The organism is Ralstonia sp. Ralssp110 (assembly GCF_047325135.1).
Lineage (GTDB): Bacteria > Pseudomonadota > Gammaproteobacteria > Burkholderiales > Burkholderiaceae > Ralstonia > Ralstonia mojiangensis.
The window spans coordinates 3,241,075-3,266,864 of sequence record NZ_CP168610.1 but is presented as its reverse complement, the minus strand read 5'-3'; the positions used below and the strand labels follow the sequence as shown (position 1 = coordinate 3,266,864).

General features: G+C 58.1%; 33 protein-coding genes. 25 read left to right on the top strand and 8 right to left on the bottom strand.

All coding sequences use genetic code 11. The features are described from left to right. Nucleotides 1-292 precede the first annotated feature (292 nt). The 4 genes from glmU (at nucleotide 293) to ACEN9T_RS24275 (ending at nucleotide 5,971) form a co-directional block, all read left to right on the top strand. A complete protein-coding gene (glmU, locus tag ACEN9T_RS24290) occupies nucleotides 293-1,660 on the top strand; it encodes a bifunctional UDP-N-acetylglucosamine diphosphorylase/glucosamine-1-phosphate N-acetyltransferase GlmU (RefSeq protein ID WP_413707298.1) in 1,368 nt (455 codons plus the stop codon). A gap of 116 nt (nucleotides 1,661-1,776) precedes the next feature. Beyond that, on the top strand, nucleotides 1,777-3,615 hold the full coding sequence (glmS, locus tag ACEN9T_RS24285) for a glutamine--fructose-6-phosphate transaminase (isomerizing) (protein WP_092974405.1): 1,839 nt from the start codon (nucleotides 1,777-1,779) through the stop codon (nucleotides 3,613-3,615). A gap of 593 nt (nucleotides 3,616-4,208) precedes the next feature. Next, nucleotides 4,209-4,835 (top strand): hypothetical protein, encoded by a 627-nt coding sequence (locus tag ACEN9T_RS24280; RefSeq protein WP_413707297.1) that lies wholly within the window; start codon nucleotides 4,209-4,211, stop codon nucleotides 4,833-4,835. Nucleotides 4,836-4,837: 2 nt separating this feature from the next. Next, on the top strand, nucleotides 4,838-5,971 hold the full coding sequence (locus ACEN9T_RS24275) for a hypothetical protein (protein ID WP_413707296.1): 1,134 nt from the start codon (nucleotides 4,838-4,840) through the stop codon (nucleotides 5,969-5,971). A gap of 101 nt (nucleotides 5,972-6,072) precedes the next feature. Here ACEN9T_RS24275 and ACEN9T_RS24270 read toward each other — a convergent pair whose 3' ends face one another. From ACEN9T_RS24270 to ACEN9T_RS24255, 4 genes are all read right to left on the bottom strand, one after another. Beyond that, nucleotides 6,073-7,281, bottom strand: a complete 1,209-nt coding sequence (locus ACEN9T_RS24270) for a hypothetical protein (protein ID WP_413707295.1) — start codon at nucleotides 7,279-7,281, stop codon at nucleotides 6,073-6,075. A gap of 74 nt (nucleotides 7,282-7,355) precedes the next feature. Beyond that, nucleotides 7,356-8,201, bottom strand: coding sequence for a serine/threonine-protein kinase (locus tag ACEN9T_RS24265; protein WP_413707294.1), 846 nt, complete (start codon nucleotides 8,199-8,201; stop codon nucleotides 7,356-7,358). Further along, nucleotides 8,201-8,926, bottom strand: a complete 726-nt coding sequence (locus ACEN9T_RS24260; protein ID WP_413707293.1) for a hypothetical protein — start codon at nucleotides 8,924-8,926, stop codon at nucleotides 8,201-8,203. The genes ACEN9T_RS24265 and ACEN9T_RS24260 overlap by 1 nt, the downstream gene beginning before the upstream one ends. 167 nt (nucleotides 8,927-9,093) lie before the next feature. Beyond that, nucleotides 9,094-9,414 (bottom strand): hypothetical protein, encoded by a 321-nt coding sequence (locus tag ACEN9T_RS24255; RefSeq protein WP_413707292.1) that lies wholly within the window; start codon nucleotides 9,412-9,414, stop codon nucleotides 9,094-9,096. 215 nt (nucleotides 9,415-9,629) lie between these two features. On the opposite strand from ACEN9T_RS24255, the gene ACEN9T_RS24250 reads away from it, so the two are divergent. The 13 genes from ACEN9T_RS24250 (at nucleotide 9,630) to ACEN9T_RS24190 (ending at nucleotide 18,984) form a co-directional block, all read left to right on the top strand. After that, nucleotides 9,630-10,040: a PHA-granule associated protein 4 gene (locus tag ACEN9T_RS24250; protein WP_413708506.1), complete on the top strand. Its 411-nt coding sequence runs from the start codon at nucleotides 9,630-9,632 to the stop codon at nucleotides 10,038-10,040. Between the two features lie 112 nt (nucleotides 10,041-10,152). Then, the gene (locus ACEN9T_RS24245; protein ID WP_413707291.1) at nucleotides 10,153-10,488 is read left to right on the top strand and encodes a hypothetical protein; all 336 of its coding nucleotides are present in this window, start codon (nucleotides 10,153-10,155) and stop codon (nucleotides 10,486-10,488) included. Nucleotides 10,489-10,520: 32 nt separating this feature from the next. Continuing rightward, nucleotides 10,521-11,045: a DUF2314 domain-containing protein gene (locus ACEN9T_RS24240; RefSeq protein WP_413707290.1), complete on the top strand. Its 525-nt coding sequence runs from the start codon at nucleotides 10,521-10,523 to the stop codon at nucleotides 11,043-11,045. A gap of 2 nt (nucleotides 11,046-11,047) precedes the next feature. Beyond that, nucleotides 11,048-11,491, top strand: coding sequence for an inner membrane-spanning protein YciB (locus ACEN9T_RS24235; RefSeq protein ID WP_413707289.1), 444 nt, complete (start codon nucleotides 11,048-11,050; stop codon nucleotides 11,489-11,491). 14 nt (nucleotides 11,492-11,505) lie between these two features. Continuing rightward, nucleotides 11,506-11,823, top strand: coding sequence for an SMI1/KNR4 family protein (locus tag ACEN9T_RS24230; RefSeq protein WP_413707288.1), 318 nt, complete (start codon nucleotides 11,506-11,508; stop codon nucleotides 11,821-11,823). A gap of 50 nt (nucleotides 11,824-11,873) precedes the next feature. Further along, on the top strand, nucleotides 11,874-12,545 hold the full coding sequence (locus tag ACEN9T_RS24225) for a hypothetical protein (protein WP_413707287.1): 672 nt from the start codon (nucleotides 11,874-11,876) through the stop codon (nucleotides 12,543-12,545). A 5-nt stretch (nucleotides 12,546-12,550) separates the two neighbouring features. Continuing rightward, the gene (locus ACEN9T_RS24220; RefSeq protein ID WP_413707286.1) at nucleotides 12,551-13,162 is read left to right on the top strand and encodes a hypothetical protein; all 612 of its coding nucleotides are present in this window, start codon (nucleotides 12,551-12,553) and stop codon (nucleotides 13,160-13,162) included. 118 nt (nucleotides 13,163-13,280) lie between these two features. Continuing rightward, nucleotides 13,281-13,715, top strand: coding sequence for a hypothetical protein (locus tag ACEN9T_RS24215; RefSeq protein ID WP_413707285.1), 435 nt, complete (start codon nucleotides 13,281-13,283; stop codon nucleotides 13,713-13,715). 4 nt (nucleotides 13,716-13,719) lie between these two features. Then, nucleotides 13,720-14,232: a DUF2199 domain-containing protein gene (locus tag ACEN9T_RS24210; protein WP_413707284.1), complete on the top strand. Its 513-nt coding sequence runs from the start codon at nucleotides 13,720-13,722 to the stop codon at nucleotides 14,230-14,232. A 34-nt stretch (nucleotides 14,233-14,266) separates the two neighbouring features. Beyond that, nucleotides 14,267-14,863 (top strand): hypothetical protein, encoded by a 597-nt coding sequence (locus tag ACEN9T_RS24205; protein ID WP_413707283.1) that lies wholly within the window; start codon nucleotides 14,267-14,269, stop codon nucleotides 14,861-14,863. A gap of 45 nt (nucleotides 14,864-14,908) precedes the next feature. Beyond that, on the top strand, nucleotides 14,909-15,520 hold the full coding sequence (locus ACEN9T_RS24200; RefSeq protein WP_413707282.1) for a DUF6985 domain-containing protein: 612 nt from the start codon (nucleotides 14,909-14,911) through the stop codon (nucleotides 15,518-15,520). 6 nt (nucleotides 15,521-15,526) lie between these two features. Continuing rightward, nucleotides 15,527-18,046 (top strand): hypothetical protein, encoded by a 2,520-nt coding sequence (locus tag ACEN9T_RS24195; protein ID WP_413707281.1) that lies wholly within the window; start codon nucleotides 15,527-15,529, stop codon nucleotides 18,044-18,046. Then, nucleotides 18,043-18,984, top strand: a complete 942-nt coding sequence (locus tag ACEN9T_RS24190; RefSeq protein WP_413707280.1) for a hypothetical protein — start codon at nucleotides 18,043-18,045, stop codon at nucleotides 18,982-18,984. Before ACEN9T_RS24195 ends, ACEN9T_RS24190 begins: the two co-directional genes overlap by 4 nt. A gap of 46 nt (nucleotides 18,985-19,030) precedes the next feature. Here ACEN9T_RS24190 and ACEN9T_RS24185 read toward each other — a convergent pair whose 3' ends face one another. Genes ACEN9T_RS24185 through ACEN9T_RS24175 form a run of 3 tightly spaced genes read right to left on the bottom strand, consistent with a single transcriptional unit; the run spans nucleotide 19,031 to nucleotide 20,474 of the window. After that, entirely contained in the window at nucleotides 19,031-19,312 is a 282-nt protein-coding gene (locus ACEN9T_RS24185; RefSeq protein WP_413707279.1) for a hypothetical protein, read from the bottom strand. Between the two features lie 11 nt (nucleotides 19,313-19,323). Then, on the bottom strand, nucleotides 19,324-20,016 hold the full coding sequence (locus ACEN9T_RS24180) for a hypothetical protein (RefSeq protein ID WP_413707278.1): 693 nt from the start codon (nucleotides 20,014-20,016) through the stop codon (nucleotides 19,324-19,326). Further along, nucleotides 20,013-20,474 (bottom strand): PAAR domain-containing protein, encoded by a 462-nt coding sequence (locus ACEN9T_RS24175; RefSeq protein ID WP_413707277.1) that lies wholly within the window; start codon nucleotides 20,472-20,474, stop codon nucleotides 20,013-20,015. Before ACEN9T_RS24175 ends, ACEN9T_RS24180 begins: the two co-directional genes overlap by 4 nt. Before the next feature lie 390 nt (nucleotides 20,475-20,864). Here ACEN9T_RS24175 and ACEN9T_RS24170 point away from each other — a divergent pair, with 390 nt between their 5' ends. Next, on the top strand, nucleotides 20,865-21,152 hold the full coding sequence (locus ACEN9T_RS24170) for an H-NS family nucleoid-associated regulatory protein (protein ID WP_103518842.1): 288 nt from the start codon (nucleotides 20,865-20,867) through the stop codon (nucleotides 21,150-21,152). Between the two features lie 110 nt (nucleotides 21,153-21,262). Here the strand turns inward: ACEN9T_RS24170 and ACEN9T_RS24165 are convergent, their stop codons facing one another. After that, nucleotides 21,263-21,853, bottom strand: a complete 591-nt coding sequence (locus tag ACEN9T_RS24165; RefSeq protein WP_413707276.1) for a hypothetical protein — start codon at nucleotides 21,851-21,853, stop codon at nucleotides 21,263-21,265. A gap of 184 nt (nucleotides 21,854-22,037) precedes the next feature. Between ACEN9T_RS24165 and ACEN9T_RS24160 the strand changes: the two genes are divergently transcribed. The 7 genes from ACEN9T_RS24160 to ACEN9T_RS24130 all read left to right on the top strand — a co-directional run bounded on the left by ACEN9T_RS24160 (nucleotide 22,038) and on the right by ACEN9T_RS24130 (nucleotide 25,757). Further along, on the top strand, nucleotides 22,038-22,463 hold the full coding sequence (locus tag ACEN9T_RS24160; protein WP_413707275.1) for a hypothetical protein: 426 nt from the start codon (nucleotides 22,038-22,040) through the stop codon (nucleotides 22,461-22,463). Between the two features lie 8 nt (nucleotides 22,464-22,471). After that, nucleotides 22,472-22,861: a hypothetical protein gene (locus ACEN9T_RS24155; protein WP_413707274.1), complete on the top strand. Its 390-nt coding sequence runs from the start codon at nucleotides 22,472-22,474 to the stop codon at nucleotides 22,859-22,861. Between the two features lie 87 nt (nucleotides 22,862-22,948). Further along, entirely contained in the window at nucleotides 22,949-23,545 is a 597-nt protein-coding gene (locus ACEN9T_RS24150) for a hypothetical protein (protein WP_413707273.1), read from the top strand. Between the two features lie 54 nt (nucleotides 23,546-23,599). Further along, nucleotides 23,600-23,926: a hypothetical protein gene (locus ACEN9T_RS24145; protein WP_413707272.1), complete on the top strand. Its 327-nt coding sequence runs from the start codon at nucleotides 23,600-23,602 to the stop codon at nucleotides 23,924-23,926. 83 nt (nucleotides 23,927-24,009) lie between these two features. Further along, a complete protein-coding gene (locus tag ACEN9T_RS24140) occupies nucleotides 24,010-24,645 on the top strand; it encodes a HEAT repeat domain-containing protein (RefSeq protein WP_366171664.1) in 636 nt (211 codons plus the stop codon). A gap of 31 nt (nucleotides 24,646-24,676) precedes the next feature. Continuing rightward, nucleotides 24,677-24,907 (top strand): hypothetical protein, encoded by a 231-nt coding sequence (locus ACEN9T_RS24135; RefSeq protein WP_366171666.1) that lies wholly within the window; start codon nucleotides 24,677-24,679, stop codon nucleotides 24,905-24,907. Nucleotides 24,908-25,370: 463 nt separating this feature from the next. Further along, nucleotides 25,371-25,757 (top strand): hypothetical protein, encoded by a 387-nt coding sequence (locus tag ACEN9T_RS24130; protein ID WP_413707271.1) that lies wholly within the window; start codon nucleotides 25,371-25,373, stop codon nucleotides 25,755-25,757. Nucleotides 25,758-25,790 lie beyond the last annotated feature (33 nt).

Sequence of the window (25,790 nt, the reverse complement as noted above, 5' to 3'; positions counted from 1 at the left end):
CGGCATGCCACGCCGAGTGTCCACCATCCGCCTGACCGGCCAGCGGGCTACCCGTCTCGGTCATGGCGCGATTGCAACAATTCCACCGTTTGACCGGTTCAGGGGGAGGGTGGGCCCCATGCTAGAATTTTCGCATCTGTGTCTTATACGCCGCAAAAGCGCCCCGCAGAAGGGTTTGCAGGCGGTCCGGCCATCCTGAGGGGAGGTGGCGGGCGGTGGATTTCAGGCAGCCGTTTCCGGCGCCGGCAACCCGTCGCAGGCTATCGCTTCGAGTCACTCTAGGAACCTCCTTGTGAATATCGTCATCCTGGCTGCGGGCATGGGCAAACGCATGCGCTCCGCCCTGCCGAAAGTGCTGCACCCCCTGGCCGGCAAACCGCTGCTGGCGCACGTCATTGAAACCGCCCGCACCATGTCGCCGACGCGGCTGGTGGTGGTCGTCGGTCATGGCGGTGATCGGGTGCGCGAGATGGTTGGCGCGCCCGACATCGCCTTCGCCACGCAAGACAAGCAACTTGGCACGGGCCACGCCGTCATGCAGGCCGTCGACCAGCTCGACGAGAGCGTGCCCACCCTGGTGCTCTACGGTGACGTGCCGCTCACCCGCGCCGAAACGCTGAGCGCCCTGGTGGGCGCCGCCGGCAATGACCACCTGGGCGTGCTGACCGTGCACCTGGGCGACCCCACCGGCTACGGCCGCATCGTGCGCGACGCCGCCGGCCGCATCACGCGCATCGTCGAGCAGAAAGACGCCAATGAAACGCAGCTCGCCATCCATGAGGTGAACACCGGCATCCTGGTGTGCCCGACGGCCAAGCTCAAGAACTGGCTGGCGACGCTGTCGAATGACAACGCGCAGGGCGAGTACTACCTGACCGACGTGATCGAGCGCGCTGCCAGCGAAGGCGTGCCCATTACCTCCGCGCATCCGCTGGCCGAGTGGGAAACGCTGGGCGTGAACAGCAAGGTGCAGTTGGCGGAGCTTGAGCGCATTCACCAGCGCAACCTCGCGCAGCAGTTGCTGGAAGACGGCGTGACGCTGATCGACCCCGCGCGCATCGACGTGCGCGGCAAGCTCACGTGCGGCCGCGACGTGGTGATCGACGTCAACTGCATCTTCGAGGGCGACGTCACGCTGGCGGATGGCGTACGCATCGGCGCCAATGCGGTGATCCGCGATGCGGTGATCGAGGCCGGCGCCGAGATCCTGCCGTTCTGCCATATCGAGCGCGCCAAGGTTGGCGCCGACTCGCGCATCGGCCCGTACGCGCGCCTGCGCCCGGGCACCGAGCTGGCAGAAGATGTGCACATCGGCAACTTTGTCGAGGTCAAGAACAGCCAGATCGCGGCACACAGCAAGGCCAACCACCTTGCCTACGTGGGCGACGCGACGGTGGGCTCGCGCGTCAACATCGGCGCGGGCACCATCACGTGCAATTACGATGGCGCGAACAAATTCCGCACCATCATCGAAGACGATGCCTTCATCGGCTCCGATACGCAGCTCGTGGCGCCGGTGCGCGTGGGCAAGGGCGCGACGCTGGGTGCCGGCACCACGCTGACCAAGGATGCGCCCGACGGCAAGCTGACGGTCTCGCGGGCGCGGCAGGTCACCATCGACAGCTGGCAGCGCCCGGTCAAGCAAAAGAAGGCAGGCTGACAGGGTTTCTCCTGCGCCGAACAGCGGATGCCGCTTTGGCGCACGAGCATCGATACTGAATTACCGAGTGCGGCGCACATTCAACTTGCTACCACACCCCAACTGGAGAAATCAACATGTGCGGTATCGTTGGCGCGGTTTCCACGCGCAATATCGTTCCCGTCCTGATCGAAGGCCTGCGCCGCCTGGAATACCGCGGCTATGACTCATGCGGCGTCGCCGTACAGCGTGACGGACAGCTCGAGCGCGCACGCACCGTGTCGCGCGTGGCCGATCTCGATGCCCAGGCACAGACCAGCCATCTCGATGGCGCCATCGGCATCGCGCACACGCGCTGGGCCACGCATGGCCGGCCGGACACGGTCAACGCTCATCCGCACTTCTCGGGCGACACCATCGCCCTAGTGCACAACGGCATCATCGAAAACTACGAGTCGCTGCGCGAAGAACTCAAGGCTGTCGGCTACGGCTTTGAATCGCAGACGGATACCGAAGTCGTCGCGCACCTGATCCACCAGGCCTACACGTACCCGAGCAGCGCCACGCGCGGGGACCTGTTCGCCTCGGTGCGTGCATCGGTCAAGCGCCTGCACGGTGCTTATGCGATTGCCGTGTTTGCCCGTGACAACCCCGACGTAGTGGTGGGTGCGCGCGCCGGCTCGCCGCTGGTGGTGGCGATTGGCGAGAACGAATCATTCCTGGCATCCGACGCGCTGGCCGTGGCCGGCACCGCCAGCCGCATGGCCTACCTGGAAGAAGGCGACGTGGTGGAAATCACCCGCGACGGCTTCACCGTGGCCGATGCCCACGACAAGATCGTCGAGCGCGAAGTGAAGGAAGTCGGCACCTACGCTGCCGCCGTGGAGCTTGGCCCGTTCCGCCACTTCATGCAGAAGGAGATCTTCGAGCAGCCGCGCGCCCTGGGCGACACGCTTGAAGGCGTGCAAGGCTTTGCACCGGACCTGTTCGGCCCCGAGGCAGCCCAGGTGTTGCCCAAGGTCGACAGCGTGCTGATCCTGGCCTGCGGCACGAGCTACTACTCGGGCTGCACGGCCAAGTACTGGCTTGAGTCGATCGCCAAGATCCCGACGCAGGTGGAAGTCGCGAGCGAATACCGCTACCGCGAGACGGTGCCCAATCCGAACGCGCTGGTCGTCGTGATCTCGCAATCGGGCGAAACCGCCGACACGCTGGCCGCGCTGCGCCACGCACGCGAACTGGGCCACACGCACACGCTGGCGATCTGCAACGTCGCGACCAGCGCCATGGTGCGCGAGACGCAGCTCAAGTTCCTCACGCGCGCGGGCACCGAGATTGGCGTGGCGTCCACCAAGGCGTTCACCACGCAACTGGCAGCGCTGTACATGCTGGCACTGACGTTTGCCAAGCTGCGCGGTCATCTGAACGCAGAGCAGGAAGAAGATGCGCTGCGCCATCTGCGCCATCTGCCGTCGGCGCTGAACGCCGTGCTGGCGCTGGAGCCGCAGATCATCGCGTGGTCGGAAGAGTTTGCTCGCCGCGAGAACGCACTGTTCCTCGGTCGCGGTCTGCACTACCCGATCGCCCTGGAAGGCGCGCTCAAGCTCAAGGAAATCTCGTACATCCACGCCGAGGCCTACCCGGCCGGCGAGCTTAAGCATGGCCCGCTGGCGCTGGTGACCGAGCAGATGCCGGTCGTGACCGTCGCCCCGAACGACGCGCTGCTCGAAAAGCTGAAGTCGAACATCCAGGAAGTGCGCGCGCGCGGCGGCAAGCTGTACGTGTTTGCTGACGCCGATACGCAGATCCAGTCGAGCGACGGCATCCAGGTGATCCGCATGCCGGAGCACTACGGCCAGCTCTCGCCGATCCTGCACGTGGTGCCGCTGCAGTTGCTGGCGTATCACACCGCCCTGGCGCGCGGCACCGACGTCGACAAGCCGCGTAACCTGGCGAAATCGGTGACTGTCGAATAAGTTTCGGCAGGCGCAGAAACAGAAATAGCGATTTGAAATAGTTATTGCGCCGCGTTTCCGGAGTTGTTGCGCCGTCCTCCTGATGTTCCTTGCGGGCATTAGGTTCCCGGGCGGCGCAACAACTAATTGAAACGCTGAGTTGTCTAGGCAAATGTCCGGGTTTGTGCCCGTCAGTTTTCCTCCCCGGAGCAGCTCGCTGTCCCTCTCCGTACCTCCCTCTGCGCCCCGACCGCACACTCAAGAGTAAGGCATATCTCAGCGCTTAAGCGCCGTGTGCTGTGTATATCTTGGAATGCGCACTACGTCGACGACCCGCCAGCATATTTTCGTTTGTGCTGTTGCTGTCGGGCGTCTTCCTCTGGCCCACGCCCCCTCGGCGCCGTCAAATCGAATCCTGCATGTCGGCTTCGACGGGGCAGACTTCATTCATTTGCGCCTCTCTAATTCTGATTACCCCTGACGTGGGGAGGTAGCCAAACATAGTGCCCCACATAATCGAGGCGCTATATCATCATCGCTCTGCTATTTGAGACCACTATTTTGTCCGGCGATAGCCGGACATAAAGAACAAGAACCTCTGGGGGCATTTCGTTTTGGAACATGAATATTCCGTACTTGGCGGCCTGAACAGGGCAGTCATCGGACGCTATTTGAGTATGGTGTCCGCAGTCGCGGCTTCGGGTATTGGCGTGTTCGTTCTGTGGGCAGTCGACCTGGCTAAGCGCCTTGGTTTTGCGGGCCACATACCGGGTCTGGTCTTGTGGCCTGTCACGGCAAGTCTCATCTATGCAGGGCTCTATTGGTTGTTCGACAAGCACGTTTGGAAGCTGGGTGTCATCGCTAACGTCTTGAAGGTACCAAACCTAGCGGGGAAGTGGCACTGCGACGGGCAGACCATCAACCCCGACAAAACTCCCGGCTACAAGTGGGAGGGTGAGGTCACGATTGTCCAAAGTTGGGACAAGCTCCGCGTGAGGCTCAAAACAACGCAATCGGCATCCAACAGCATTGCCGCTGCGCTGGTTTATGACCAGGCCGACGGATTCAGGCTTTTGTACAACTACAAAAACGAGCCGAAAATCGATGAACCGGAGTTGACGGCTCATCGTGGCTCGGCTGAGTTCACTTTCTCTCATGACCTGCAATCCGCTGATGGCGAATATTTCAATGGCCATGGCCGGTTCACGTTCGGCAACATGAAAATAACGCGGAAGAGCTGACGATGGCACGTGATATTCAAAAGCGGCTGAAATCCCTTGAGGCGCGCCGGCGAGGGACGGACCGTGGTGGGATGACGTTTGATGCCGCCGGCCAGGTCCTGGCCAAGAGCTTGGTCCAGGAGTCGTATCAAGTCCGTGGCGCCAACAAGGAGTTCACCAAGTACGCCCTTGGCTCAATGCAGGCGGTAGGCGAAGACTACACGCGCGTTGGCATTGAAGAAGCAACCAGGGTCGGGAAGCAGCTTGAGACCGGGCTCAAAAAAGTCGGCATAAACGTAGAGTTTCGTCTCCAGGGGTCGGTGCCGTGCGATATTCACATTCGCTGTGCTAGTGACGTCGATTTGCTGGTGCTTGAAGGCAGGTACATTCATTACGACCGAGAAGGTGCAAAAGCGCAACGTGGGGACTATCGGAACCCCGTGTCGTACGACACCTTGGAGGCGCTGACCAATCTGCGGAGATATTCTGAGCAGATACTGACAGACGCATATCCTGCCGCTACGGTCGACACCAACGGAGCCAAGGCCATTCAGTTGTCCGGCGGCTCTCTTCGTCGAGACGTGGACGTCGTTCCCTCAAACTGGTTCGACACGGCCGATTACCAACGGACGGGGCATGAAGTTGACCGCGGCGTAGACATCTTGGATAAGCACGCTTCGAAGCGCGTGAGGAACCTGCCGTTCCGGCACATTCAACGTATTACCGAACGCGACCGTGAATGTCTCGGTGGTCTGAAGAAAGCCATTCGTCTGTGCAAAAACGTCAAAGCCGATGCAAACGAAGAAGGCACAAGGATTGACCTATCTAGCTTCGACATCGCTTCGATGCTGTGGCATGCAGACATGCGTGCGCTTACGGTTGGAATAGCGAACGAGCTGGCCATTCTTGCAGAGGCGACGCGCTTTTTGGACTATTTGGTTCGCAATCCATCAGAGGCCAAGAAGCTCGTCGTGCCTGACGGTACGCGAACCGTGTTCAACACTGACGAGAAGCTGGAGGCGCTGACGTCGCTGTCTCTTGAACTGGATGACCTCTCACTGAAAGTGGCGCGCGAACAGCTCCGCCTTCTTGGAGAGGCTTCAATTCCATTGCAGCAAATTGGTGAGGCATTGCGCAAAGCGTACATTCCAGGCTGATGCGACGTATGCCCCCACCGGGAAACTGCCTGCGCCCAGGACTCTTCTATGCGCGGTGAATAGGCGGCAGAGCCGAGTACGGCCTGCCGCGGAGGCCATCGCTAGCCCAGGAGCGCTTTCCATTGGCGCCGCAGCCGAGGACCATGGTTCTGTTCTAGGACCTGAAGTGCCGCACGATTGGAGTCAAAGCACTCGGCGCCGTAGAAATCACGTTGCTGGCCACTGATGGACTTCTGGCGAAGGCCCTTGAGCGTGGTTTCTGCCACATCAAGTGCCTGTCGATAGGCGGCTATGGTTGCATCGAAGCTTGAATCGGCAAGATTCGCGGCCTGTGTTTTCATGCACTGCAGAAAGTGTCGAAACGCTTGTTGCTCAGCGAAGCCAGCAAGGCTTGGCTGAGGCGCCGAAAAAAGCGGCGCCGCGAAGTCGGACCCGAACTCGGGCGGAGTCTTCAGTTGGTCGAGCACTCCAATCTTCTTGGCGATGTCGAGCGTCGGAATCTTGAACTCGGTAAACAAGTGCGGTGCGTAGTACCACGTGGAGCGCTGCTTTATTTCGTCGTCGTCTTGAGACAAGAAGCGAGCTTGGGTGAAGGACCGGACGTTCATCCACGTTCCCGAGCATATCGCGTTGGCGCCCGCGCACGCCGCCATCAACATCTGCTGGTTCGAATACCCCAAAATTACCGCTTTGCCTGCGAGCCTGGCGCTTGCGATGATGTCGAGCACATTAGTCGTCCATGTGAGGTCGCCGACCAGGTACGCACCGGATGGCGGCTCCACGATGAGATAAATGGCTGACACCGCCCAGCTGTCCAGCGCCTCAACGAGCGATTCAATCTGACGGTCATCCCTCACGGCGTCCGCCATCAAGGCGACAGTGAGAATGGACTGGTCGGCTGAGATACCCATTCGGGAGGCCGCATCCAGGACCAACGCGGAGCCGTTAAGCCAGTTTGAATCGATGCGACTGGCCAGTACACCGGGCAGTATGATTTGTGCGGCCGCGCATTCTCGATTTCGAGCCAGCAAGGCTGTGAGGACCCGCGATAGTTCGGTTGTGCCGTGCAGCCCGGCACCGTTTGGCCAATGCTCATGACCGGTGAGCCGTTGATGATTTGCCTTGGGCAGATAGAGCTGCGGGTCAATGAGCACACGGCCGCCATTCTTCGCTACGTCCTGCGATAGCTGTGCCATCTGGGACTCGGTCATATCACGAGGACTCAGGACAACAGTCCCGCCTCCCCACGACCGAACAAGGAAGCGGCAATGCTCCATCATCCCGAAGCCGAACTGAAGACTCAGCTCCATTCGAAATCCTCCCCAGTTTTGTATTCTGTCCAGGCCGCCACGTCGCATTGGCCGGTGCAGATGAGCGTAGAGCCTCATTGGGCTCGTTGAGCTAGCAAATCATTGAGCCATTCCAGGGCGGCAGCAGCGGTGCGCGGGCGGTTGGTGCGACGCAGCTGCGTCAAAGCCGCAACCAAGTCAGTAAAGCCAGTCAATCCGTCTGGCTCTCGAGACAGCCTCGGAAGCTGAGTTGACTGCATACGCTGGAACACTTCTGTGTGACTGGTCGCGCCGTCCAGGTATGGGTTTCTTCGCTCGACACATGTGTACAACGTGACGCCCAGCGCAAACAGGTCGCTACGCACATCAATATCGCTGACCAGAGCATTGAACTGCTCGGGTGGGGCAAAGCCTGGCGTACAAGGGCCCATTGGGCCTACGGTAAGTGCCGTTCGGTCGAGATGCCGCACGATGCCAAAATCCAGTACCCAGATGGCGTTGGTGTCCGCATGCAGTAGCAGGTTGGCCGGCTTGATGTCTCGATGAACAATGCCCTTTTGCTCGGTGAGCGTGAGCACGGAGAGAACATCGTGGGCGAGCTGGATGATGTTGTGGTCTTGGAGGCTGCCTGCCTCAATGTGCTGCTGAATTGAGCCGCCCGGAACAAAGGGCTCAATGACATACGGCCCTTGCTGACCGTCCTTGCCAAGCATTCCCCACTCAAGGATTGCGGGGATGTTAGGGCTACCAAGCTGCTGTACGGCGCTAACTTCCCGCTCAAAGCGGGCTTTATCCGTGCCTGCTTGAAAGAGCTTCAGCACGATGCTGCCGTGCGTGTCGCAAGTGGCGCTGAAAACCTGTTTTTGGCCACCCGTCGCGAGGTACCGTACGTCTCGATAGTGAGAGAACTCTGGCGGCACAGCCGGGGGCGATTGATTCATCAGTGTTTTGCGATGGAGCTCGGGTAGCTACGCCAAACAGATTCGTTAAAGAGCCAGGATGCATGTGATAGCGGTAGCGCGCCGCACCTAGCGGGCAGCGGACAGCTTTCGAACGAGCTATCCGGCTGAAGCAGTCCTATGCCTAGTTCATTGGCGCGCTCGAACAAGCCATTCTTCTTGCCGAGCTGGTCGAGCAGCAGGTAGGACTCAGATGCAAACCACGTGTTCTGGAATGCCTGCTCAAGCCCGCGTCGCCAATTGCCAACCTTCGCCTCTACCGCAATCAACCGCTTAACGGCATAGACCTCAGCCAACGGTTTGCGGCGCAACTCATCGTGCACCGGCACGGCAACGTTGGCCGAAGCCAGGCGTTCCCAGGTATTCGCACCGCGCTTATTGCCCTGTCGTTGGCAAATGGTCTGCCGGTCAACCGCGCCGAGCTCGTTTATATAGTGCAACCAATAGGTGTCGCCAGCTTCAAGTTCCGCTCGGGCCGCGCACCACGTTTCACTTACTTCCGGGTCCCACTGCACGATAACCAAGTCAGGGAAACAACCGTGAATCTTGGGTTCAACGAAGACTGTTGTCGCCATATCACCCAGGGGACTGGCGCTTAGCTCTTCGCAAAATGACTGGACGACACGCAACTCTGGTCCATCCACCGGGTTTCGGAAGGAAGCCAGGGGATGCTGCTCAGCAGTTTTGATGGAAGCGTAAGAAAACATGCGGATTTATGCGCGGTGTATTGGGTCGCTGACCGCGCGGTATTGGTGGAGTGAATGCTATACGACTTTGGCCCCGACGCAATCCCGCGTGCCGTTCTTGGTGTCCTACTGTATAGATATTGCATCTCGCGCGGGCGCTCTTTGGTGAGCGTCGGTAAGCAGCCGACCTACCGCCGACCACGCGACAGGCGCTTCAACGCCTGTTCTTCTTCAGTCGACCAACTCAGTGGTCGCTCCCAAAGGGCGGGCTCCGCAAACAGCGCGGAATCCAACGCATTCAATCTCGTCAGGAACGGCTTATCGATGCCCCATATGCGAGCCAACGTGAGGACACCGTACGCCTGCCTGGCAACGTCTTGCAGGCGATAGACTTCCCAGAGCAGGTCGCGCACGTCGGGTGAGGGATTGCGCTGCCATACGGCGCGAAGCGCTGCTGAAGAGAGCTTCTTACGCTGGTTTGCGGAGGTGGGAACGTCATGTGCTGCCATGGCTAAACTACTGTATATTTATCCAGTATTTGCGACCAAAGACATCCTGTCAATGAGCGCCCGCTCGATGTGGCGGATGAGCCGCCAACAACGCGTGGCGAGCGCAGCTGACCTCTCGTCCAGGTGATGGCCATTAGCGGTCGGCTCGACCAAGGAGACAGCGCCCATCTGAGTGCGCTCGAACAAAAATGATGCAAACAGAACAAGGGGTACGCATGCCCTCGCGAATTTCGCGGAACGGCCATACGGCGACAGCCACGGCGCGTGCCGGTACCAAGGAGGAGGCTCTGCGGCTGGTGGGGTCTGGCGGTGTCGCAGTTGTTGAACTGGACTACGAGTCAGGTTGGCAAGACGCCGTTGAGCTTGGCCGGCTCGGGCGGGCTGTAGGCGTTCGTGTCGAGTTCCGAGGGCACGAGAGTATCGCGGTCAAATCGCCAGCAGCCCTGGTTGCGGGACTTGCGCGGGCGAAGCCGTCGTTCCGGCAACGGAATCTTTACTGCCAGTTCGATTTGGACTTATTGCCCACGGGCCAACTGGAACAGCTCGAGGTCAAGGCCACAGAGCTGGGCGACTACATTTTGGGTGGCCACCTGCTGCGTGAAGTCGACGCTGTCTGGTCCGAGTAGCTCAGTGCGTTGACCGCCCTTCATCTCACCGGCAACACCCCTCTTACCGTTGGTTGCCGAGGCACATCCGCTTGTGGCAGTGTGGCGTTCATTACACATACAGCCCAATCCGATGTACTTCCTCTTCGACACTGACCTAGCCGGCAACTTTAAGCGGCTGAACATCAGCTTCTGGACGGGAGTTCTCTGTCTGGCGCTGGTGGCTGGGAAGGTGATGTTGTCCTCAAACGGCTCTGAGCAGATTGGTCCGTTTGGACTCGTGCTTCTCTTCGGAGGCGCGGCTCTCTGCTACTACCTCTTCCTGCTGGACCATATCGCCTTCCGTCTCAAGAAGAACGGGAGCCTATGGGTTTTCGGCTCACTCGTATGCGGCCCGCTCGGTTTCCTGATTGGGTACATCAGAATCTGCATAGCTGTTCGCGCATATCGAGGGAACGGTCTTCGCTGATAGCCTTCTTTCCGATGTGAGAGGCAGCCTCAATGTTCTTGTTCTGGAGAAAGAAAAAAGCGGAAGCTCCTACGGCGTCGCCCGAAGAGCCGCTTTTCGTTAGGGTTCACGACCAAGACGAGGAGATGATGCACGCGCATGCGCGTGCATCGGCGTCGTTAGACCAATTCGTGACTCATCTTCAAAGACCAGGCAGTCATATATGTGCGGCAAAACTGAGGCTTAACGACCCGGCGTCTTCCGAGCGCCTAGGCGAACAACGCTTCGTCAACTTGTGGCTTGCGCCGATTCAACAAGACTCGCTGCGCAACGTCTTTCGCGGGCAATTTTTTGAAGTCCCCAAAGAGCTGGCCCAATGGTATCGAGTGGGACAAGTGAGACAGTTCACACGAGACGACATTGTCGATTGGTTTGTTAACGATGCTGGCCTCATGCACGGCGCGTTCACGTTGCGCGTAGTCAGAGAACGGCTAGCTGAGTCGAAGCGTGCCGAGTTTGACCGCCACACCGGCGTAGTTCAGTGGGCAGACGATGACGCCGGAAGCCGCACGAAATGACAATGCGTACCTTGTCCCTTTTCTTTGGTCTACTTTGGCGAACGTTTGCTCTTCAGCTCATCGTATCGCTGGCTATCCTGATTCTGATTGGCGTCACAGGCGCTGACGTCTTTCATCGAGACGCAAAGTACATTCTGCTGAAGCCAACACTCATTTACGGGGCATTTGCACTTGCGCTTCTTATTGGCTGGCTCGGCCCGCGAGTCAACCTCCTCCGAGCTATGTGGGGTAGGCGATTGGGTCTGTCTGTCCAGCAATGGCATCGCTGTGTTGTCGCACTTTCGGTGCTATTCGCAGGGCTTGCAGCTCTGAACCTTATCGTCGCTTTCACAGCGTCGCTGGATGTCTGGGTGAACTACAAGCTCTTCGGGACCTTGGCGATTTTCTGCGCTGGGATTTTTGGCATCACCTTATGGTTGCAGCGTAGCGCGGATGGCAGCGCCTGACGGAGTAAGAAAGCATGCTGCCACCTATCCCCCAACAGTATGTTGAGTACCTGCGTTCCCACGGCGTGTTTGAAGGGTTCACCCGCGGAGACGCGGAGCCTGGATACGTTGCGCTTTGGCCGCTCGACAAGTTGGCCGACTACAACGCCGATGTTGAAATCGAAGTCTATGCTCCGGGGTTTATTGCCTTCGGTGGGGACGGTGGCGGAGAGCTGCTTGCGTTTGATGTTTCCGGGGCGGTAGTCATGCTACCGATGATTGGTATGGAGCCTCGATATGCGACGCGCGTCGCCGACAGCTTTCAAGACCTGGCGGCGCGTTTCCAAACTTGAACGGTTGGCCGGCGAAATGGCCAGTCCCGTCCTCAGCCGAACTAATCACCATGAAAAAGCTACTCTCCACGCTGGTAGCGGCATTCGGGATACAGCCGCCAGCGCACGCAGAACCCTCAGCACAGATGGTGGACCCGAAAACCATCATGTTCTCGATGCCCACCGTGGCTGCCGACGACATCAAGTTCGTCGTTCCCACCAAGGAATCGTTTGAAGGCGCGCCACAGTTTCACGAGGACGAATGGTGTCAACTAGAGTTCTTCCCGCGCAGTCGACTCGCCGAAATTCAACGTCGACTGGTCGAGTACAAGGAATTCGAGATGAAGCACCGCGGTCAGCATGGCTGGAGCAACATTTATGCGCGACACATTCACCGCGAGGCAGTTGTACGCGGAGTTGATGCTGCGGGCGACATAGCTACATCAGTTGGCGCGGTGCCCCGCCCGTCACCAATTCTAACGACTATATCGCGCCCGCTCGGGCAAGTTAAGGACGGGTTCACTCTTGAGCTCGCTGGGTCCGTCTTGCTCTATGGGGTGAAGAACTCTGATGGGGTTAGCGCGTTGGGCGCAACGGTCGCTCGCGGCGGAGACGATGCACGGTTGACTCAGGCCTATATAACGTTGTCCGGGAAATATGGACTGCTATTCGTCGATTGGCGTGCGCAGCAACTCTTGCTCTCTGTGACCGAGCAGGGGGACATCAGCGTGTGGAGACCCTGAACCACATGGAGCCCAGCTTTCATCAATTGGAAAGGTTTGGAATGAGAAACTGCTTCGTATTAGCCAGCGTGTGCCTTGCAGTTGCCGGATGTGCAACTGACAAATCGACCACGGGGAACGTACCCGCCTACCTCTCGGCTCAAAATGGTTGTGCGGTGGTGGCCGGCGGAAGCCTCGGCAGCGATTTTGCTGACCCAAAAGTCGAAGGCTTCTGGCATGACGTCAACCGCCAAATTTCATCTAGCCTTTATGAGAAGCTGTCTGCGGACGGCTTCAAGGCTGTTCCTCTCACGGTTGCTCGCGGCGATAACGCGACACACGTCATCGCTATGGCAGCAGCGCGCAACCGCTGTAACCGAGTCATTCAGGTCGAACACACGGTCAGCGAGGACGCACAGGGAAAGTACTTCACCTATCAGGTTTCATTGATGCGATTCAGCGCCACTGGGAGAACCGCTGATGGGACCCAGGTCGTGACCGTTGGTGAGTACCAGCGGTCATATCGTTTTCCTCGGACAGCAGAGACGTTCCGCACGCTGACACCCGTCGGATTCGCCGGTACGGTATTCGCGGACCTCGAAGCCAGTGGAAAACTCCAGCCTTTACGGCAGCCATAAGGTAGTGCGAGCGCAACCAGGAGGCACAAGCATGGCTGGCGTAACCCGAGACATCCCCATGCAGCCGTAGGGACTCCAGGAAGCAATCGACCATTGACCGCCGGCTCTGGGAGGGGATATGCCGCGAAAATTCGGAATCTTACTTACAGCAGTGCTCTCTGTCGCGGCACACGCTGAAGAGGCTGACCAGCCAGCTTGGGGCGCCGCCCCGCAAGCGTATGCCACTGTCAGTAACATCTTCGCGGCGCGGGCACCATTCAACCGCGCGCTTGTTGTCGACCAAGTATTAGTTGAGGAGACCTCTGGCAAGGGCTTGCGTTTCTGGTTCCTTTTCTTTGGCCCCAACTACCGGATTTATTCTGAAGCCGGTGAAGCCAGCAAAGTCAAACAGGGAGAGTTCCTCTACAGCTCAAACGGCGACTCCACCTGCGATTTACTGTTCCGGTTGCGGCCTGAGCACACTCTACGCGTCGAGGGTCGAGCAAGGCATGATGGAAGCCAGGGTGGCGCACGATTCTGCCCCACTCCAATCACGCTGCCCTTCAAGCCTTAACCATATGAGCAAGTTTCGATTCCAGTGTGCCCAGTGCGACGAGTGGCATGAAAGTGAACCCAGCATCGGGTTCGAATTACCCGAGTATCTTCTCGGTATTCCTAAAGCTGAGCGAGATGCGCGTGCGTGGTGGTCCGAAGACCTGTGCGTTATCGACAACCAGTATTTCTACGTACGGGCTTGCATGGAGGTCCCTATCGTGGGAGCGGCGGAGCCGTTCCTTTGGGGCATCTGGGTGTCATTGAGCGAGCAGAGCTTTGCCGACTACACCGCAGGCTTGGAGTCTGGCGATGTGGGCGGGCCATACTTCAGCTGGCTCGGAAACATACTTCCGGGCTATCCATCTCCAGTTGGCCTGAAGTCGCAGACCTTTCCGCAACCAGGAAACGACAGGCCGCTGGTCAGGCTCGAAGTCTCGGACCACCCGCTCTCGCAGGATTTCCACAACGGGATGGCGGAGGAGCGCGCACGGGCGATTTTCGAGATGATTCTCCATCGCCAGAACACGCCTCATTGACGCTGGTGGCTCAATCAACTGACTCGAACCATATATGTGGCCCTTCAAAAAACGCGTGGCGGCCTCGCCAACACCCCCCGCCCCGCCATCAGAGAAGGTCGTGGAGGCTACGGCTGCTCCTGGTCCTCAGTCTTTCTGCTGCGTTGTATTCGAATCGAACGGCGAAAAGGCTTTACAGCGACTGACGGAATTCTTTGACCTCGTGAAAGCAGCGAAAGATAGCGATGAGCCTGCCGATGAGTCAAAACTGTCGGCGTATCTGACCGACGGTGAACGTTCCTATTTTTCGAACCTGACCGCGGAAGAAATGGCCGAGTGGAACGAGTATTGGTTCTCCACTCCGCTTCCGAAGCGACATTCCCCGGAGATGCCGACGCCGCAGTGGGACTTCGGTTCCATGCTCGATGCATTCTGGAATGGGGACTACGACCTCATCGCAATCCGGACGCGAGAAACGCGGCATGCGTTGGAGTTCGACCCGCATGGTTACCCATATGGCGGTACCGGCAGTCTTGTCGCGCTGGTTGAGTGTTTCGGCCATCGAGTCGTCGGCGTTGATGACGGAACGGGATATGAGAAATACGTGCCACGTACGAACATCTGGAAGCCGCGAGCCAGCCGTGTTGTTTGACGTCGCCTTGAGGGCGCACCGGATGGCTGCTTCGGAGCAAGCCGGATGAACACCTTGAGACGAGACAGAATCGAAGCCCCACTGACGTTGGCCACTGAGCACGGGGAACTACGTGGACGCATGGAGGTTGCCGTTCCATGCTACGGGCGCACGTTTCCGGTTGAAATCTGGCTGGCAGACGGTCGTGCCACTATTTCGGACAAGACGGTTGCCACACTGGATGACTTGACCACCTTGCCTCCGAGCGCTCGCGAACGCATTCAGGCCATGCTGTACCAAGACGCTTTGCGCGCGCGCAGCGAGGTCGAATTTGGGGACCCAGCCGCATCGACGGCGGCCCTTTCTTCTGGATTCTTCGCCCGATTGTTCAAACGACGTAGCCCATTCCATTTTGTGCCCTTGGCCGCAGATGACCCTAGGCATCCGTGCTATTTCGAAAATGGCGTCCGAGACGTAGAACAGAAGGTTGAATGGGTGGGGATTCGCATCAACGAGATTGAGAACGGCTACGTGGAAGGGCGGTTCGCTCTTCTTGATTGCCTACCTGCATGGGAAGAAGAGCACGGAGTCACGGTTGTCATCCGCAACGGTGAACCTGTTGGTCTTGGACACTACGATGTTGACGTGGGGAAGTACGAGGGAAGCTTCTCAATATAGAAGGCCATGAAGTCTTATCTGTTTCTTCGATTCGCCCAATACAGGGCATTCTGGAACGCGCGCCGGACCGTTGCGAAGGCCGAATTTCTGGTGACATCCCGGCTCTACCGAGCAAATCAATCACTCGAAGACGCTGGAAAAGCCGGCGTCTCCTTCGTTGGCATGGTCCGAGTGACCGTCAAGCCATGGTTTCTGGCCCTCATCGTCGCGGCGGCTCTGCAGTACAGCAATCCGTACCTCAGTCCATTCTTCGGAGGGCATGGGTTCAAGGTGCCCGATGATTCCGACTATGTGACCTTCCTCGCAGCAATCAGCAGCATTGGGGCCGTGTTCATCGGTCTCTACTACGCGGCCATCGCGACGGTCGGAGGCGCCATGTACGCGAAGGTGCCGAGCAACCTACGTGACTTGCTCGCTCAAGACAGATTCGGCATCGTCTACATGCGCTTCCTGTCTTTTCTGACCTACCTATGCCTCGTTCTCATCTGTTTGAGGCTCTCGAATTTCCAGCGAATTTACGTCGCGCCGCCACTTATTACCGTCGCTGCCGCCGTCGGCGTCTTCGCCTTCGTGAGGCTCGGTCAGCGGGTCTTCCATCTCTTCAACCCAACGGAGTTTTCTACCCCCATCTTTGAGGAGTTGGAGCGTCGGATGGTTGGAGTGACTGTCGCGAAGCTCCGGTGGCGGGATGAGTCCTTCCAGCATCACGCCTATAAGCAAGCCGAGAAGACCGTTGCGGTGTTGGAGACTTTGCGAGACCTTTTGCTCAAAGAGCAGCACCTCACCGGAACACCATTGCTGGAACTGTCGAGGCGCACCGCGCGGTTTCTCGTTCTTTACAGAAAGAAGAAGGCCCATATCCCGACCGGTAGTCGGTGGTATCAGCAGGTCTACCGCCACCGCGAGTGGTATCGAACCGATGACATGAGGCTGTCCATTGCTACTGAGACCGGCACGACCATTGACCCACAGACCGAAGCAAATCGTGACTGGCTTGAAGAAAGGCTAGTGCCCGTTTTGCTGGACTGTCTGGCTATCAACGTTCGCAACTCACAATGGGAAAATGCCTTCGCTGCGCTTGAGTGCATCGACAGATACGCCGCGACCTTAGCGGCGCACGGGCAGGCTGAATCCGCATTCATGGTCTTCCAGCAAGCGTGCGCGCGAACTATCGATGCAGTAAAGCTTCATTCAGACGCTTCGCAAGCCGAAACGCTTCAGAAGGTGGGGGTCGCTGAGCGCTTGGCCACGATACCCATCACCATGAGCCTTGCATTGCGACAACGATATGAATCGTTCCGGCGCGAGGACGTCATTGCCCGTATCGAAAGTATCAACTGGTCGAATCCGAACACCTACTACCGAGCTGGCTTCGGTGACCATGTATTAAGCCAGATTGAGTACTTAGCACCAAGACTGGCGTTCGAGCGTGCCGTGGAGGGGAAAGAAGTTTCACCTACTTGGTATCTGGCCGAACTTGTAATGCAGCCTGAAGCCAAGCATTTCGTCGAGAACATTGCAGTCCTGACTGAAAAGCTTCCCAAGGCATATGCGAGGCTCGAAGAGGCGTTCTCGGCGGCTGAGTTGCGCTGGATGAAGGCAGCGATGCTTAGCCGGCAGTGGGAGTACTGGCACAAGCTCCGTGGCCAGGCCGCTATCTGGGATAGCGCCTGGTCGGAGATGAGCGATGACCGCAAGATGGAGGAGCTCCCCTGGGCAAAGTTCGACCCGGAGTCGACGCGGGCTGCGTTGGGCGCAATGAAAACCACCCTGCTCAAGACTATGTCCGGTCTTCAAACGCAGCTCGGCGAGCTTGAGCGCCCACCGACTTTTCCGGACTATGCCGGCCAGTTTTTGCACTTCTCCGGTGAGGCGGTTCTCGACGCATTGATTGAGAACGATGTCGAGTTGCTGCAGGACATCTTTGCCCGCTATTTCGCAGGGTGTCTCACTCAGTTCACAAAGATGCAGTCAGAGGACGGGCCGGAGTGGCTAGTAACCCAGAATCTGAGAATCGCGTCCGCCCCTGTTTGGGACCTTATGGACGTTAGCGGTTATGCACTGCTGCTGTCCGAGCTTCATGAAAACAAGGTTCTATGGACCATCGTGCGGTCAACATGGGACAGGTATCTGACGGACAGTCGAAAAATCGGAGCGATTGTGGCTCTCGTGCGCTTCGTTGAAGCTGGTCTCAGCGGGAGCCCTCGTGACATTTTGAGAATCAGATGGCAGCGGCAAGTTGAAGGCAGACTCGCGCAGCTCCCTCGCAGGCCGGTCCAGGGTGATGCGTGGTACATGGCGAACGAGACGGAAGCTGTGCATGCGAGTCGCTTGGTGCAAGAAATTACATCGCGTGCTGGAGCACTGAGCTATGACGGGAACGACATCTTCGTCGCACTGTACTTAGCACGTAAACCTGGGGCGGAAGCACTACTGCAGCACTGGCGGCGAAAGGGCCTTGCAGACGAGCTCAACGACCAACAGTACGATTCTGACGCTTCTCTGCGCGAAGGAGGAAATCCATGACAGGCGCCCAACCTCGACCGAAGAAAGCTCCCCGCCTTGTCGGATTCCTTCCGAGCTTGCAACGGTCTGAAGAGGCCCTTGTTCAAAACGTCTTTATGTTCGTGGAGGATATTTCGCACCCGATGCCGTTCCGGCTCGGCGGAAAGAAAAAGAACTTTTCGGTCTGGCTAAGCGGGACGGAGACTGAGCAGCGGAAAGTTCTGCAAGTGCTGGATGGCCTCTCCGAGCATTCAGGTAGCACGTTAGAAGAAAAGCTGTGCCGCGCTGTCGATACTCTCGCGAAACGCATCGCATGGGAGGGGCGCGCACAGTTTGAACTTATCCCACAAGATGACGGGACAACTGTCTTTCACCCAGTAACTACAAAGCGGCTCTTTCGGTTCGTCGGTTTCGCAGTCCAATTTCTCGCTCCAGAGGACCGGAAATTATGGGAGAGCGCTGCATTGCGGTGGGTTCCGCTGTCGGCGTTGTGGCACGTCGACGTGCCTCGGGAGTTGGGCGGCAGACTGGGCTACCGTCGCCTTCTGTCAAATCTGAAAAAATTCGACAACTTGGGACCGCCCTTTTTGTCGTTCGATGTCCGGCGCGGAGGAAATCCGCGCAACTTCGACATCACCGAATATGCGCGAGCCAACAACATCTTTCGTTATAAGGCCGCGCAGGCGTGGGGCTGGGATTGTCGCGACTGGTCCACCGACCGAACCACGGAGTTCTACAACTTGTATCGCGGCGCCGCTGCGGAGAAGTCGAAGCGCATCTTTAGAGCCCACATCATGTCGCAGATAAACAAGCTGCTCGCACGGTTGGGAATTGATTGCGCCATCTCGGTCGAGGGGCTTCCCTCCGCGGCAGATGCGCAGCAGATGCAGGACGAGCTTGTCAGCGGTGAGCTGAGCTTCAAGGACTATCTGGACGCCAGATACGACCGCCAGTCATGAGGCCGGGCGAGGAAATAGGAACGCATTGCGCATCCCACCCCGGCGTTTACCGCTCTGGCATTCCACGTCGAATCCACTCCTCATATTCAACAAGGACGTTCGTTTCGACTGCCCAAACCACGAGCAATACGTTCGCCGCGGCCACCAGGACGACTGTCCAAAGCCACCTACGTTCGAGCCTGAACGTGAGTGCCAAGAGCACGGACACTACGGAGAAGATGTCCAGGAAATGCGGCGTCAGCCCAACGTGATTCACGCTCACGAAGGCGGCGCGATACAGCACGTACATGATGGACTGCAGCGCCGGCGCGGCGGCAACCAAGGCCAAGAGCTTGTTTCTCATTTCGCAGGTGTAAAGGTTTGGTCTGGCATCGCCTCTCCGTCGCCAAAGTACCCGTTCTTGCCCCACTTGTAGGGATGCAGGTACACCTCGGTCGAGTCATCAGAGATTCTGACGTGTTTGTCGCGGGACTTCGAGAAGTACGCGTACCCAGTCGTGCCGGTCGTCTGCACACCCTGAGCGTCTGCGAATGCTTGTGCTGGTGTCCAGCTGCGGCCTTCGCCGGCCCTCCCTGTATTGCAACCGTAGAGCACCAGCGAGCCGCCTTTGCGCCAGGGAAGCCTGTCCAACTGTGACACCTCTTCGCGCGTAATGGTGCCATCGCCGGTACCCGGGATAGCCGCGAACTCGAGTCCACCACGACCACCTTTGGGCTTGCTGGCGTGGGTGAACAAGTGTCCTTCTGCAACAACGTAACCCTCGTCCTTGGCCAATTTCATCATGCGAGCCCAGGCGGCACGGAAGTCCGCCTCGGTGCGCACCTCAGTGGCCACAAAAGTATCCTGTGCAGGATTCCAATCCGAACGGCGCTTTATCTCTCGCTCTTTGGTCTGCGAGGCTCGCTTGAAAGCGTTGTCAGCGGTGTAGTAATAGATAGAGAAATAGAGCTGCTTTGACGGGACGTGAACCTTAATGGCATTACGGTCCTCGACTGGTGTCAGAAGGAGCTGAGCGGAATGGACGGGGCTCATTTCTCTTCGTCCGTCAGGATATGAATCTCAGCGGTTTCCGCCTGGTCGCTGCGGACGGGCATCGTATGCCCGGATGCGCTCGTGATGCCCTCGATGGTGCCACCAGACCAAGTCATGCGATAACGCTTGCCAGGGATGGGCTGCTGCGTTTCCGCGTCCAGCAACTGTGCGCGCTGGTCAAACGCCTGTGCAGCAAACGCCATCAATCCCGCTGCTTCGCTGACGTTCCCAGTGCCGCTCGCACCATGCACCTCATCCGCCACCATATTCACCCCCGGAGCTATCAGCCGCGGCTTCTTCGGACACCTGCACAACACGAGGTCGTTGTGTCGAGCTACCGGAACACCGTTGACGGTCTGGATGGGAAAGGTTTCGCCGGTGATTTTCCCGGTCGATTTGCATGCAGGGCACGTAGCTATGTCGCCCCATAGCGCAGCGGCCTTGCCATCGATAGTCATGAACGAGCCGGCGCCGGCGGTGATTATCGTGCCTCCCGTCGTCGTCCTATCGCCCAGAACTGCACAAGCTCGCAATATCGACCCCCATCTCCGTAGCGCCAAAACCGTTGCCGTCTTGCGGAACGGCGGCCGACACTCTGGGCCAGCTCGAAGCGGATGACAATTGAATGTTGTTCAGACCTGCTCTTAACGCGCCCGAGAGTCAGCACGGTTGGCGTGACAGTCGCCACCGCATCGTTTCAACAGAGCCGAGAGCCTGTAGTACCCCGGACAGAATCGTCCAGCTCGCCTTCTGGAGTTGCCAACATGTCCACGTTCGGAGCAAATCTGCGCTCGTGCTCCTTTGTTATAGCGGTATCCTTCCCATTCCATACCACCTAGAGGAAAACCATGGCGACATACAAAGACCTGCTCGCTCAGAAAGCTAAGTTGGAAGAACAACTTGAGGCTGCGCGTGCGGCAGAAGTTGAAACGGCTATCGCGCAGGTGCGTCAAATCGTGCTCGAGTATGGATTGACGGCAGAAGACCTTGGTCTCGCCGCGAAGACGAAGAAGCGGAAGGGTTCTGTCGTGCAGCCCAAATATCAGGACCCGAAGTCAGGCTCGACTTGGACTGGCCGAGGCCGAGCACCGGCATGGATTGCGGGCAAGAACTATGAACGGTTCCTGATTAAGTAATCTCATTGCATCTTCGCGAGCCCTGCACCGGCGTGGGGTAAGGCTCGCGCCGCCGACTGCTCAACACGGCCACCTCGCCAGGGTTGATGAGTTACCAGGGCCAGTCCATATCAGCAGACATCCATAACATTGTTTGAGTGGCAGATGGCCGCGTTCTGCTTTGCCTCTACTTGTGAGACGGAACAATGCCGGTGCAGTTGACACCCGGTCTGCGGGAAAACCTGATGTTGCTCGCATTGAATTGGGAAGCAAAGCAACTCCAATATGTTTCCCCATTCAATGAGCGCTTTTATGCTGCCTTGCTCTCGATTCTTGACGGAAGCGCGACGCGTGCTGCGGTTGAGCTGGTCATCGACGGAACTCGTGGCAGAGCGGCGGACGGATACGCTCACTTGCTGGTCGTTGAGCCAGAGTGTGTGGCAAGTGACCCATTTGCTGCTCTTCGCATCCTTGGCGACATCTCGACGGGACTTGCGCAGGCTGTGAGTCCTGTGGATGAACATCCAGACCGACGGCGAGGGGATAGCGGTGAGCGCAGCTAGTAAGAATCTGCAGTTGGCAGTCTGCCAGCGATTCAATGCACAGTATTTCGGTTGCGACCACATGCTGAAGGTTGGCATCTCGCGCAACGTCAGGTCAGGACTGCGCCCCCTAAACGGCTTGCGACTCAAGCCAGAGGGGGAAACGTCGGGCTGGTACATCTGGGCGGGTGAGCAATTCTCAGAGGCACCGGATTTCTTCGTTCCTCTGCATGTTTCGCATCTGATTACATGGGCTCCACAGGCCATGCCATATTTGGGGTTGCCACCAGGGTGGCGATTCCTCGTCACTGACGGGTACGAGGATGTGTGGGAGGACCCATATTTACTCCGGAGCCCATAACAGATGAACTACTTCTTTCTTGAGCCGGAGGTAGCGGGGGCGTTGGGTGAGAACACTGTTCTCGACGCTAGCACGCATCCACCCAGGGTCGAAAAATTGCATTTCGAGTTCAGCGGCTGGCTAGGAGACGCCATATTGGAGAGCTTCCCCTGCGTGATTGCAACGCTGTCCGCCTCGGAGGCCCTTGAACAAAGCGGCGTAACTGGGATTCGGCTTGCGGAACTGGAGGTGCCGACGTCGGTTGGGTTCCGGGACATGTATCCGGCGCGCGAAATACCGAGCTTTCGATGGCTGATAGTGCAAGGAGAGGCCGGCAGGCATGATTTTGGTATTGCCGCAGACCTGCGTATTGTTGTCTCTGAGAAAGCCTTGGACGTGCTCCGACCGTTTGGAATCGAACATGCTGTGACAGAACCATTTTTGCAGTGACGCCAGCCATGAGGCTCGACGTCGAAGGTAAGGCCAGTGTCAGCAATCCGACACCAGCACAGATTGCTAGAGCGATTCAGTCGCTCAAAAGCTATGGGCGGGCTTCCTACGCCTCGTTGACGAATGAGTCAGGCAGCTACGTACAGGTCGCCGGGGGCGGTGTAAGTTGCATGGTCGAGCTATTCGACGCCTCAGCAGAGGTTCGCTCCAGGGCGTTCCACGACAAGCCGAACGCCGCACGCCCCGATGGAACATTGCTGGTATTCGGAGCAGGAAACCTCCCGATGCGCTCAGACGAGTGGTTCATCGCTACCCAGGTTGTCGAAATCTTTCTGGCCTTCCAGGCTAACGGACCATTTCCGGGCTACGTCCGCTGGCGGCCGGCGCCACCACTCTAGCTCCTGCCCACTATGAAAAAGCTATTTTCCTCGGTGTTAACGGCACTCGGAATGCAACCAGCGACGCATGCTGAGCCCCCAATACAGATGGTGGACGCCAAGACCATCATGTTTTCCATGCCGACCGTGGCTGCCGACGACATCGAGTTCGCAACGCCTACCGAGGAATCGTTCCAGGGCGCTCCACAGTTCCACGAAGATGAGTGGTGTCAACTGGAGTTCTTCCCGCGTAGTCGACTCGCCGAAATCCAAGGCCGCTTGGTCGAGTACAAGGCATTTGAAGAAAAGCACCGGGTTCAGCACGGTTGGAACAACATCTACGCCCGCAGAATTCCTCGGGAGAGCGTTGTGCAAGGAAGCGATGCCCCGTCCGCTGTCGCGGCGTCAGTTGGCGCGGTTACTCGCCCGTCACCGATTCTGACGACTAGCTCTCGACCTCTTGGGCAGGTCAAGGATGGGTTCACTCTGGAGCTTCCTGGGTCCGTGCTGCTCTATGGACTCACGTCCTCAGGGGGAATTAGCACGCTGGGCGCCACGGTTGCTCGCGGGGGAGACGATACACAGTTGACCCGGGCCTACATGACCTTGTCCGAGAAGTACGGGCTGTTGCTCGTCGACTGGCGCGCGCAACTTCTGTTGCAATCGGTCGATGAAAAGGGTGACATCAGCGTGTGGAGGCCGTGACGGCCATCCACGTCAATCCGAAACGAAGATGTTTGGGCCACCTCAAGAAATCGTATGTCCGATACCGGTTATGTTGCCGAGGCGTCCGCCTCGAAAGTAGTTGTTAAAGCTCCCCATGTTGGACTTCAGGATGCGCTTGTTGCTATGGGCTTCAAATATCGAAACGACGAGTCCGGCACATACTCGATAACCGTCAGAGGCGATGGCGAGAAAGCCGCGCTGTTCTATCAGCTGCGCGCACACGACTTCTGTTTCGCCGCAGGTCCGGGGTGGTCCCCAGCAAAAATTTTCGAACACTTTCGCGATGAAGGTTTGCTGCAAGGAACGTATCGACGAATCGCATGGCGCTCACCGGGTGGTCCGCTCGTCGAAGAATGCTGACGTCACTGTTCAGCTAGGAGCATTCGTCGGTACGAGGTGTCATAGTGACAAGCAATCCCGAAGTCCATAGAAGAAGCGGCTCCATGAACGCGTCAGATGCATTGCAAGAAGAAGTAGAGAAATTCAATGCGTGGGCGGCCTTGTTCCCGCCTCACCAGCGAACTGGCGAGTGGGAGTGTAGCTACGACCACTGGCAATCACTATGGGATGCCGCAGTTGCGGTATTGGAATCCGTTCCGCCGAACGCGTGGAGCGAAAGCTGCCGTGCAAACTTGCTCTATGCGATTGCCCGCGACAATGAGATGGAATGGATTTCCCGTCAACTTGCTGGCAAGCCTGACGCGCTTCTGGAACTCGCGCGGCTAGCAATCGACTCATCAGAGCCAGATGCAAAGTGGCAAGTGGCTGTGCAGCTCGGGGCGCTATCCACGAATAGAGAGGAAGGAGAATTACAGCTCCTTCGCTTAGTTGATGACGAGGATGAATACGTCAGCAGACGCGCCTTGCTCGCTCTTGGAGCATTGAAGTCGCCGCACGCCGAGCGTCTTGCGGAGAGGGCGTGGCGCACGGGGCACGAATACCAACGCATAGCTGCGTTGTGGGTTCTCAAAGATGTTGCCCCGAGCAAACTTATGCAATACGTGCGATTGGCCGACGAGGATGGTCGAAAATTTGTGGTCGAGAACGCGCATGATGCGCTACTTGCGCTGAAGAGGTAGTCGGGGTCCAAACAAGTCTACCGAGCAAGCTATGAGTGTGTTTTATAGCAGCGATATGATTGCAAGAGCGGCAGCGTTGATTAAGGACCGCTTCCACGTTGCAAGTGACCACTCAACGCGGCTAGCTATCGCCGCGCTCGATGGCATCGAATCACACGGACTTGACCCCAACGACTGGGATACGGTGGTCGAAACGGTGAATGTAGTTGTCGCCTCTTGGATAGGTGCTGGCACGTTGAGAGGAAAAGGCGACGACCCATAGCCACCGTCTGCCATCAGCCAACCTCTGTCGTTCGATATGATTGCCACAATCATCGAAAATCGGACGACTTCCTGCCCAAGCGAGATTCGACGGAGGCCCTCGTGCCGTGTCAAAAATGTGCAGACCTTTGTGTTCGCTACGCAATCCGACATCCCCGCGAGCTGGACAAAGCAGTGAGAGTTGCGGCACAGAACATCGCAGATGGGGTGCTTGTCGAAACCATTTCTGAGCCCCGAAACGCCTCCATCTCCTTCGAGGAACTCCTGAGAGGAGAAAAGTGGGATGACTACGTTGAATACCATTTTCGCTGCCTGCATTGCAGCGAAGAGTTCTGGCTGCACGCGGAAACGTATCACGGTAGCGGCGGCTACTGGGAGCCCAAAAATTCCAAGTCGATACGAGAAGACATATCGAATTGACCGTGCGGCCGCTCCCGGCACAAACAGACATTCAGGTATGAGAAATGAGTTGCTCTGAAGATGTCGCTGCACTTTGCGCAGCGTTGGACTCCTTGGCGGAAGACGACCGCTCGCGCGTACCCCTTTTGGTTGAACTACTGACCCTTGAAGGTCACGAGCGTCATGAGGACATCGTCTTCGACCTTGGGCTTTTCGGAGACCCTGTCGCTATTCCAGCGATTGCCGAAGCCGCGGAGAAGACTTTCCAGTACATGGTTCAATGGCAGAACCTTCATGAATTCCAGCGCAAGTGCACCTACGCACTCGCGCGAATCGGAACACCGGAATCTCGCGAGATTCTTCAGCACTTAGCCCAGCATGCAGACCCCCATTTGCGTGAGTACGGCAGGGAGGGCCTGAGCAAGTGGCCAATGCCTTTCGCCCGGTCCTGAGCGTCCGGTTTCCTTTCAAGTCTCGCCCACCAG

Bases quoted from the DNA above. Each gene is read 5' to 3' on its own strand.
- ACEN9T_RS24175 (WP_413707277.1), bottom strand. From the start codon at position 20,474: ATGACTATCGATGGCAAGGCCGCTGCGCTATGGGGCGACATAGCTACG.
- ACEN9T_RS24155 (WP_413707274.1), top strand. From the start codon at position 22,472: ATGAGGCTCGACGTCGAAGGTAAGGCCAGTGTCAGCAATCCGACACCA.
- ACEN9T_RS24220 (WP_413707286.1), top strand. From the start codon at position 12,551: ATGGAGCCCAGCTTTCATCAATTGGAAAGGTTTGGAATGAGAAACTGC.
- ACEN9T_RS24260 (WP_413707293.1), bottom strand. From the start codon at position 8,926: ATGTTTTCTTACGCTTCCATCAAAACTGCTGAGCAGCATCCCCTGGCT.
- ACEN9T_RS24145 (WP_413707272.1), top strand. From the start codon at position 23,600: ATGTCCGATACCGGTTATGTTGCCGAGGCGTCCGCCTCGAAAGTAGTT.
- ACEN9T_RS24180 (WP_413707278.1), bottom strand. From the start codon at position 20,016: ATGAGCCCCGTCCATTCCGCTCAGCTCCTTCTGACACCAGTCGAGGAC.
- ACEN9T_RS24150 (WP_413707273.1), top strand. From the start codon at position 22,949: ATGGTGGACGCCAAGACCATCATGTTTTCCATGCCGACCGTGGCTGCC.
- ACEN9T_RS24250 (WP_413708506.1), top strand. From the start codon at position 9,630: ATGCCCTCGCGAATTTCGCGGAACGGCCATACGGCGACAGCCACGGCG.
- ACEN9T_RS24245 (WP_413707291.1), top strand. From the start codon at position 10,153: ATGTACTTCCTCTTCGACACTGACCTAGCCGGCAACTTTAAGCGGCTG.
- ACEN9T_RS24230 (WP_413707288.1), top strand. From the start codon at position 11,506: ATGCTGCCACCTATCCCCCAACAGTATGTTGAGTACCTGCGTTCCCAC.
- ACEN9T_RS24160 (WP_413707275.1), top strand. From the start codon at position 22,038: ATGAACTACTTCTTTCTTGAGCCGGAGGTAGCGGGGGCGTTGGGTGAG.
- ACEN9T_RS24205 (WP_413707283.1), top strand. From the start codon at position 14,267: ATGTGGCCCTTCAAAAAACGCGTGGCGGCCTCGCCAACACCCCCCGCC.
- ACEN9T_RS24275 (WP_413707296.1), top strand. From the start codon at position 4,838: ATGGCACGTGATATTCAAAAGCGGCTGAAATCCCTTGAGGCGCGCCGG.
- glmS (WP_092974405.1), top strand. From the start codon at position 1,777: ATGTGCGGTATCGTTGGCGCGGTTTCCACGCGCAATATCGTTCCCGTC.
- ACEN9T_RS24135 (WP_366171666.1), top strand. From the start codon at position 24,677: ATGAGTGTGTTTTATAGCAGCGATATGATTGCAAGAGCGGCAGCGTTG.
- ACEN9T_RS24165 (WP_413707276.1), bottom strand. From the start codon at position 21,853: ATGTACCAGCCCGACGTTTCCCCCTCTGGCTTGAGTCGCAAGCCGTTT.
- ACEN9T_RS24265 (WP_413707294.1), bottom strand. From the start codon at position 8,201: ATGAATCAATCGCCCCCGGCTGTGCCGCCAGAGTTCTCTCACTATCGA.
- ACEN9T_RS24130 (WP_413707271.1), top strand. From the start codon at position 25,371: ATGAGTTGCTCTGAAGATGTCGCTGCACTTTGCGCAGCGTTGGACTCC.
- ACEN9T_RS24255 (WP_413707292.1), bottom strand. From the start codon at position 9,414: ATGGCAGCACATGACGTTCCCACCTCCGCAAACCAGCGTAAGAAGCTC.
- ACEN9T_RS24170 (WP_103518842.1), top strand. From the start codon at position 20,865: ATGGCGACATACAAAGACCTGCTCGCTCAGAAAGCTAAGTTGGAAGAA.
- ACEN9T_RS24195 (WP_413707281.1), top strand. From the start codon at position 15,527: ATGAAGTCTTATCTGTTTCTTCGATTCGCCCAATACAGGGCATTCTGG.
- ACEN9T_RS24200 (WP_413707282.1), top strand. From the start codon at position 14,909: ATGAACACCTTGAGACGAGACAGAATCGAAGCCCCACTGACGTTGGCC.
- ACEN9T_RS24235 (WP_413707289.1), top strand. From the start codon at position 11,048: ATGCGTACCTTGTCCCTTTTCTTTGGTCTACTTTGGCGAACGTTTGCT.
- ACEN9T_RS24215 (WP_413707285.1), top strand. From the start codon at position 13,281: ATGCCGCGAAAATTCGGAATCTTACTTACAGCAGTGCTCTCTGTCGCG.
- ACEN9T_RS24190 (WP_413707280.1), top strand. From the start codon at position 18,043: ATGACAGGCGCCCAACCTCGACCGAAGAAAGCTCCCCGCCTTGTCGGA.
- ACEN9T_RS24210 (WP_413707284.1), top strand. From the start codon at position 13,720: ATGAGCAAGTTTCGATTCCAGTGTGCCCAGTGCGACGAGTGGCATGAA.
- ACEN9T_RS24140 (WP_366171664.1), top strand. From the start codon at position 24,010: ATGAACGCGTCAGATGCATTGCAAGAAGAAGTAGAGAAATTCAATGCG.
- ACEN9T_RS24225 (WP_413707287.1), top strand. From the start codon at position 11,874: ATGAAAAAGCTACTCTCCACGCTGGTAGCGGCATTCGGGATACAGCCG.
- ACEN9T_RS24240 (WP_413707290.1), top strand. From the start codon at position 10,521: ATGTTCTTGTTCTGGAGAAAGAAAAAAGCGGAAGCTCCTACGGCGTCG.
- ACEN9T_RS24270 (WP_413707295.1), bottom strand. From the start codon at position 7,281: ATGGAGCTGAGTCTTCAGTTCGGCTTCGGGATGATGGAGCATTGCCGC.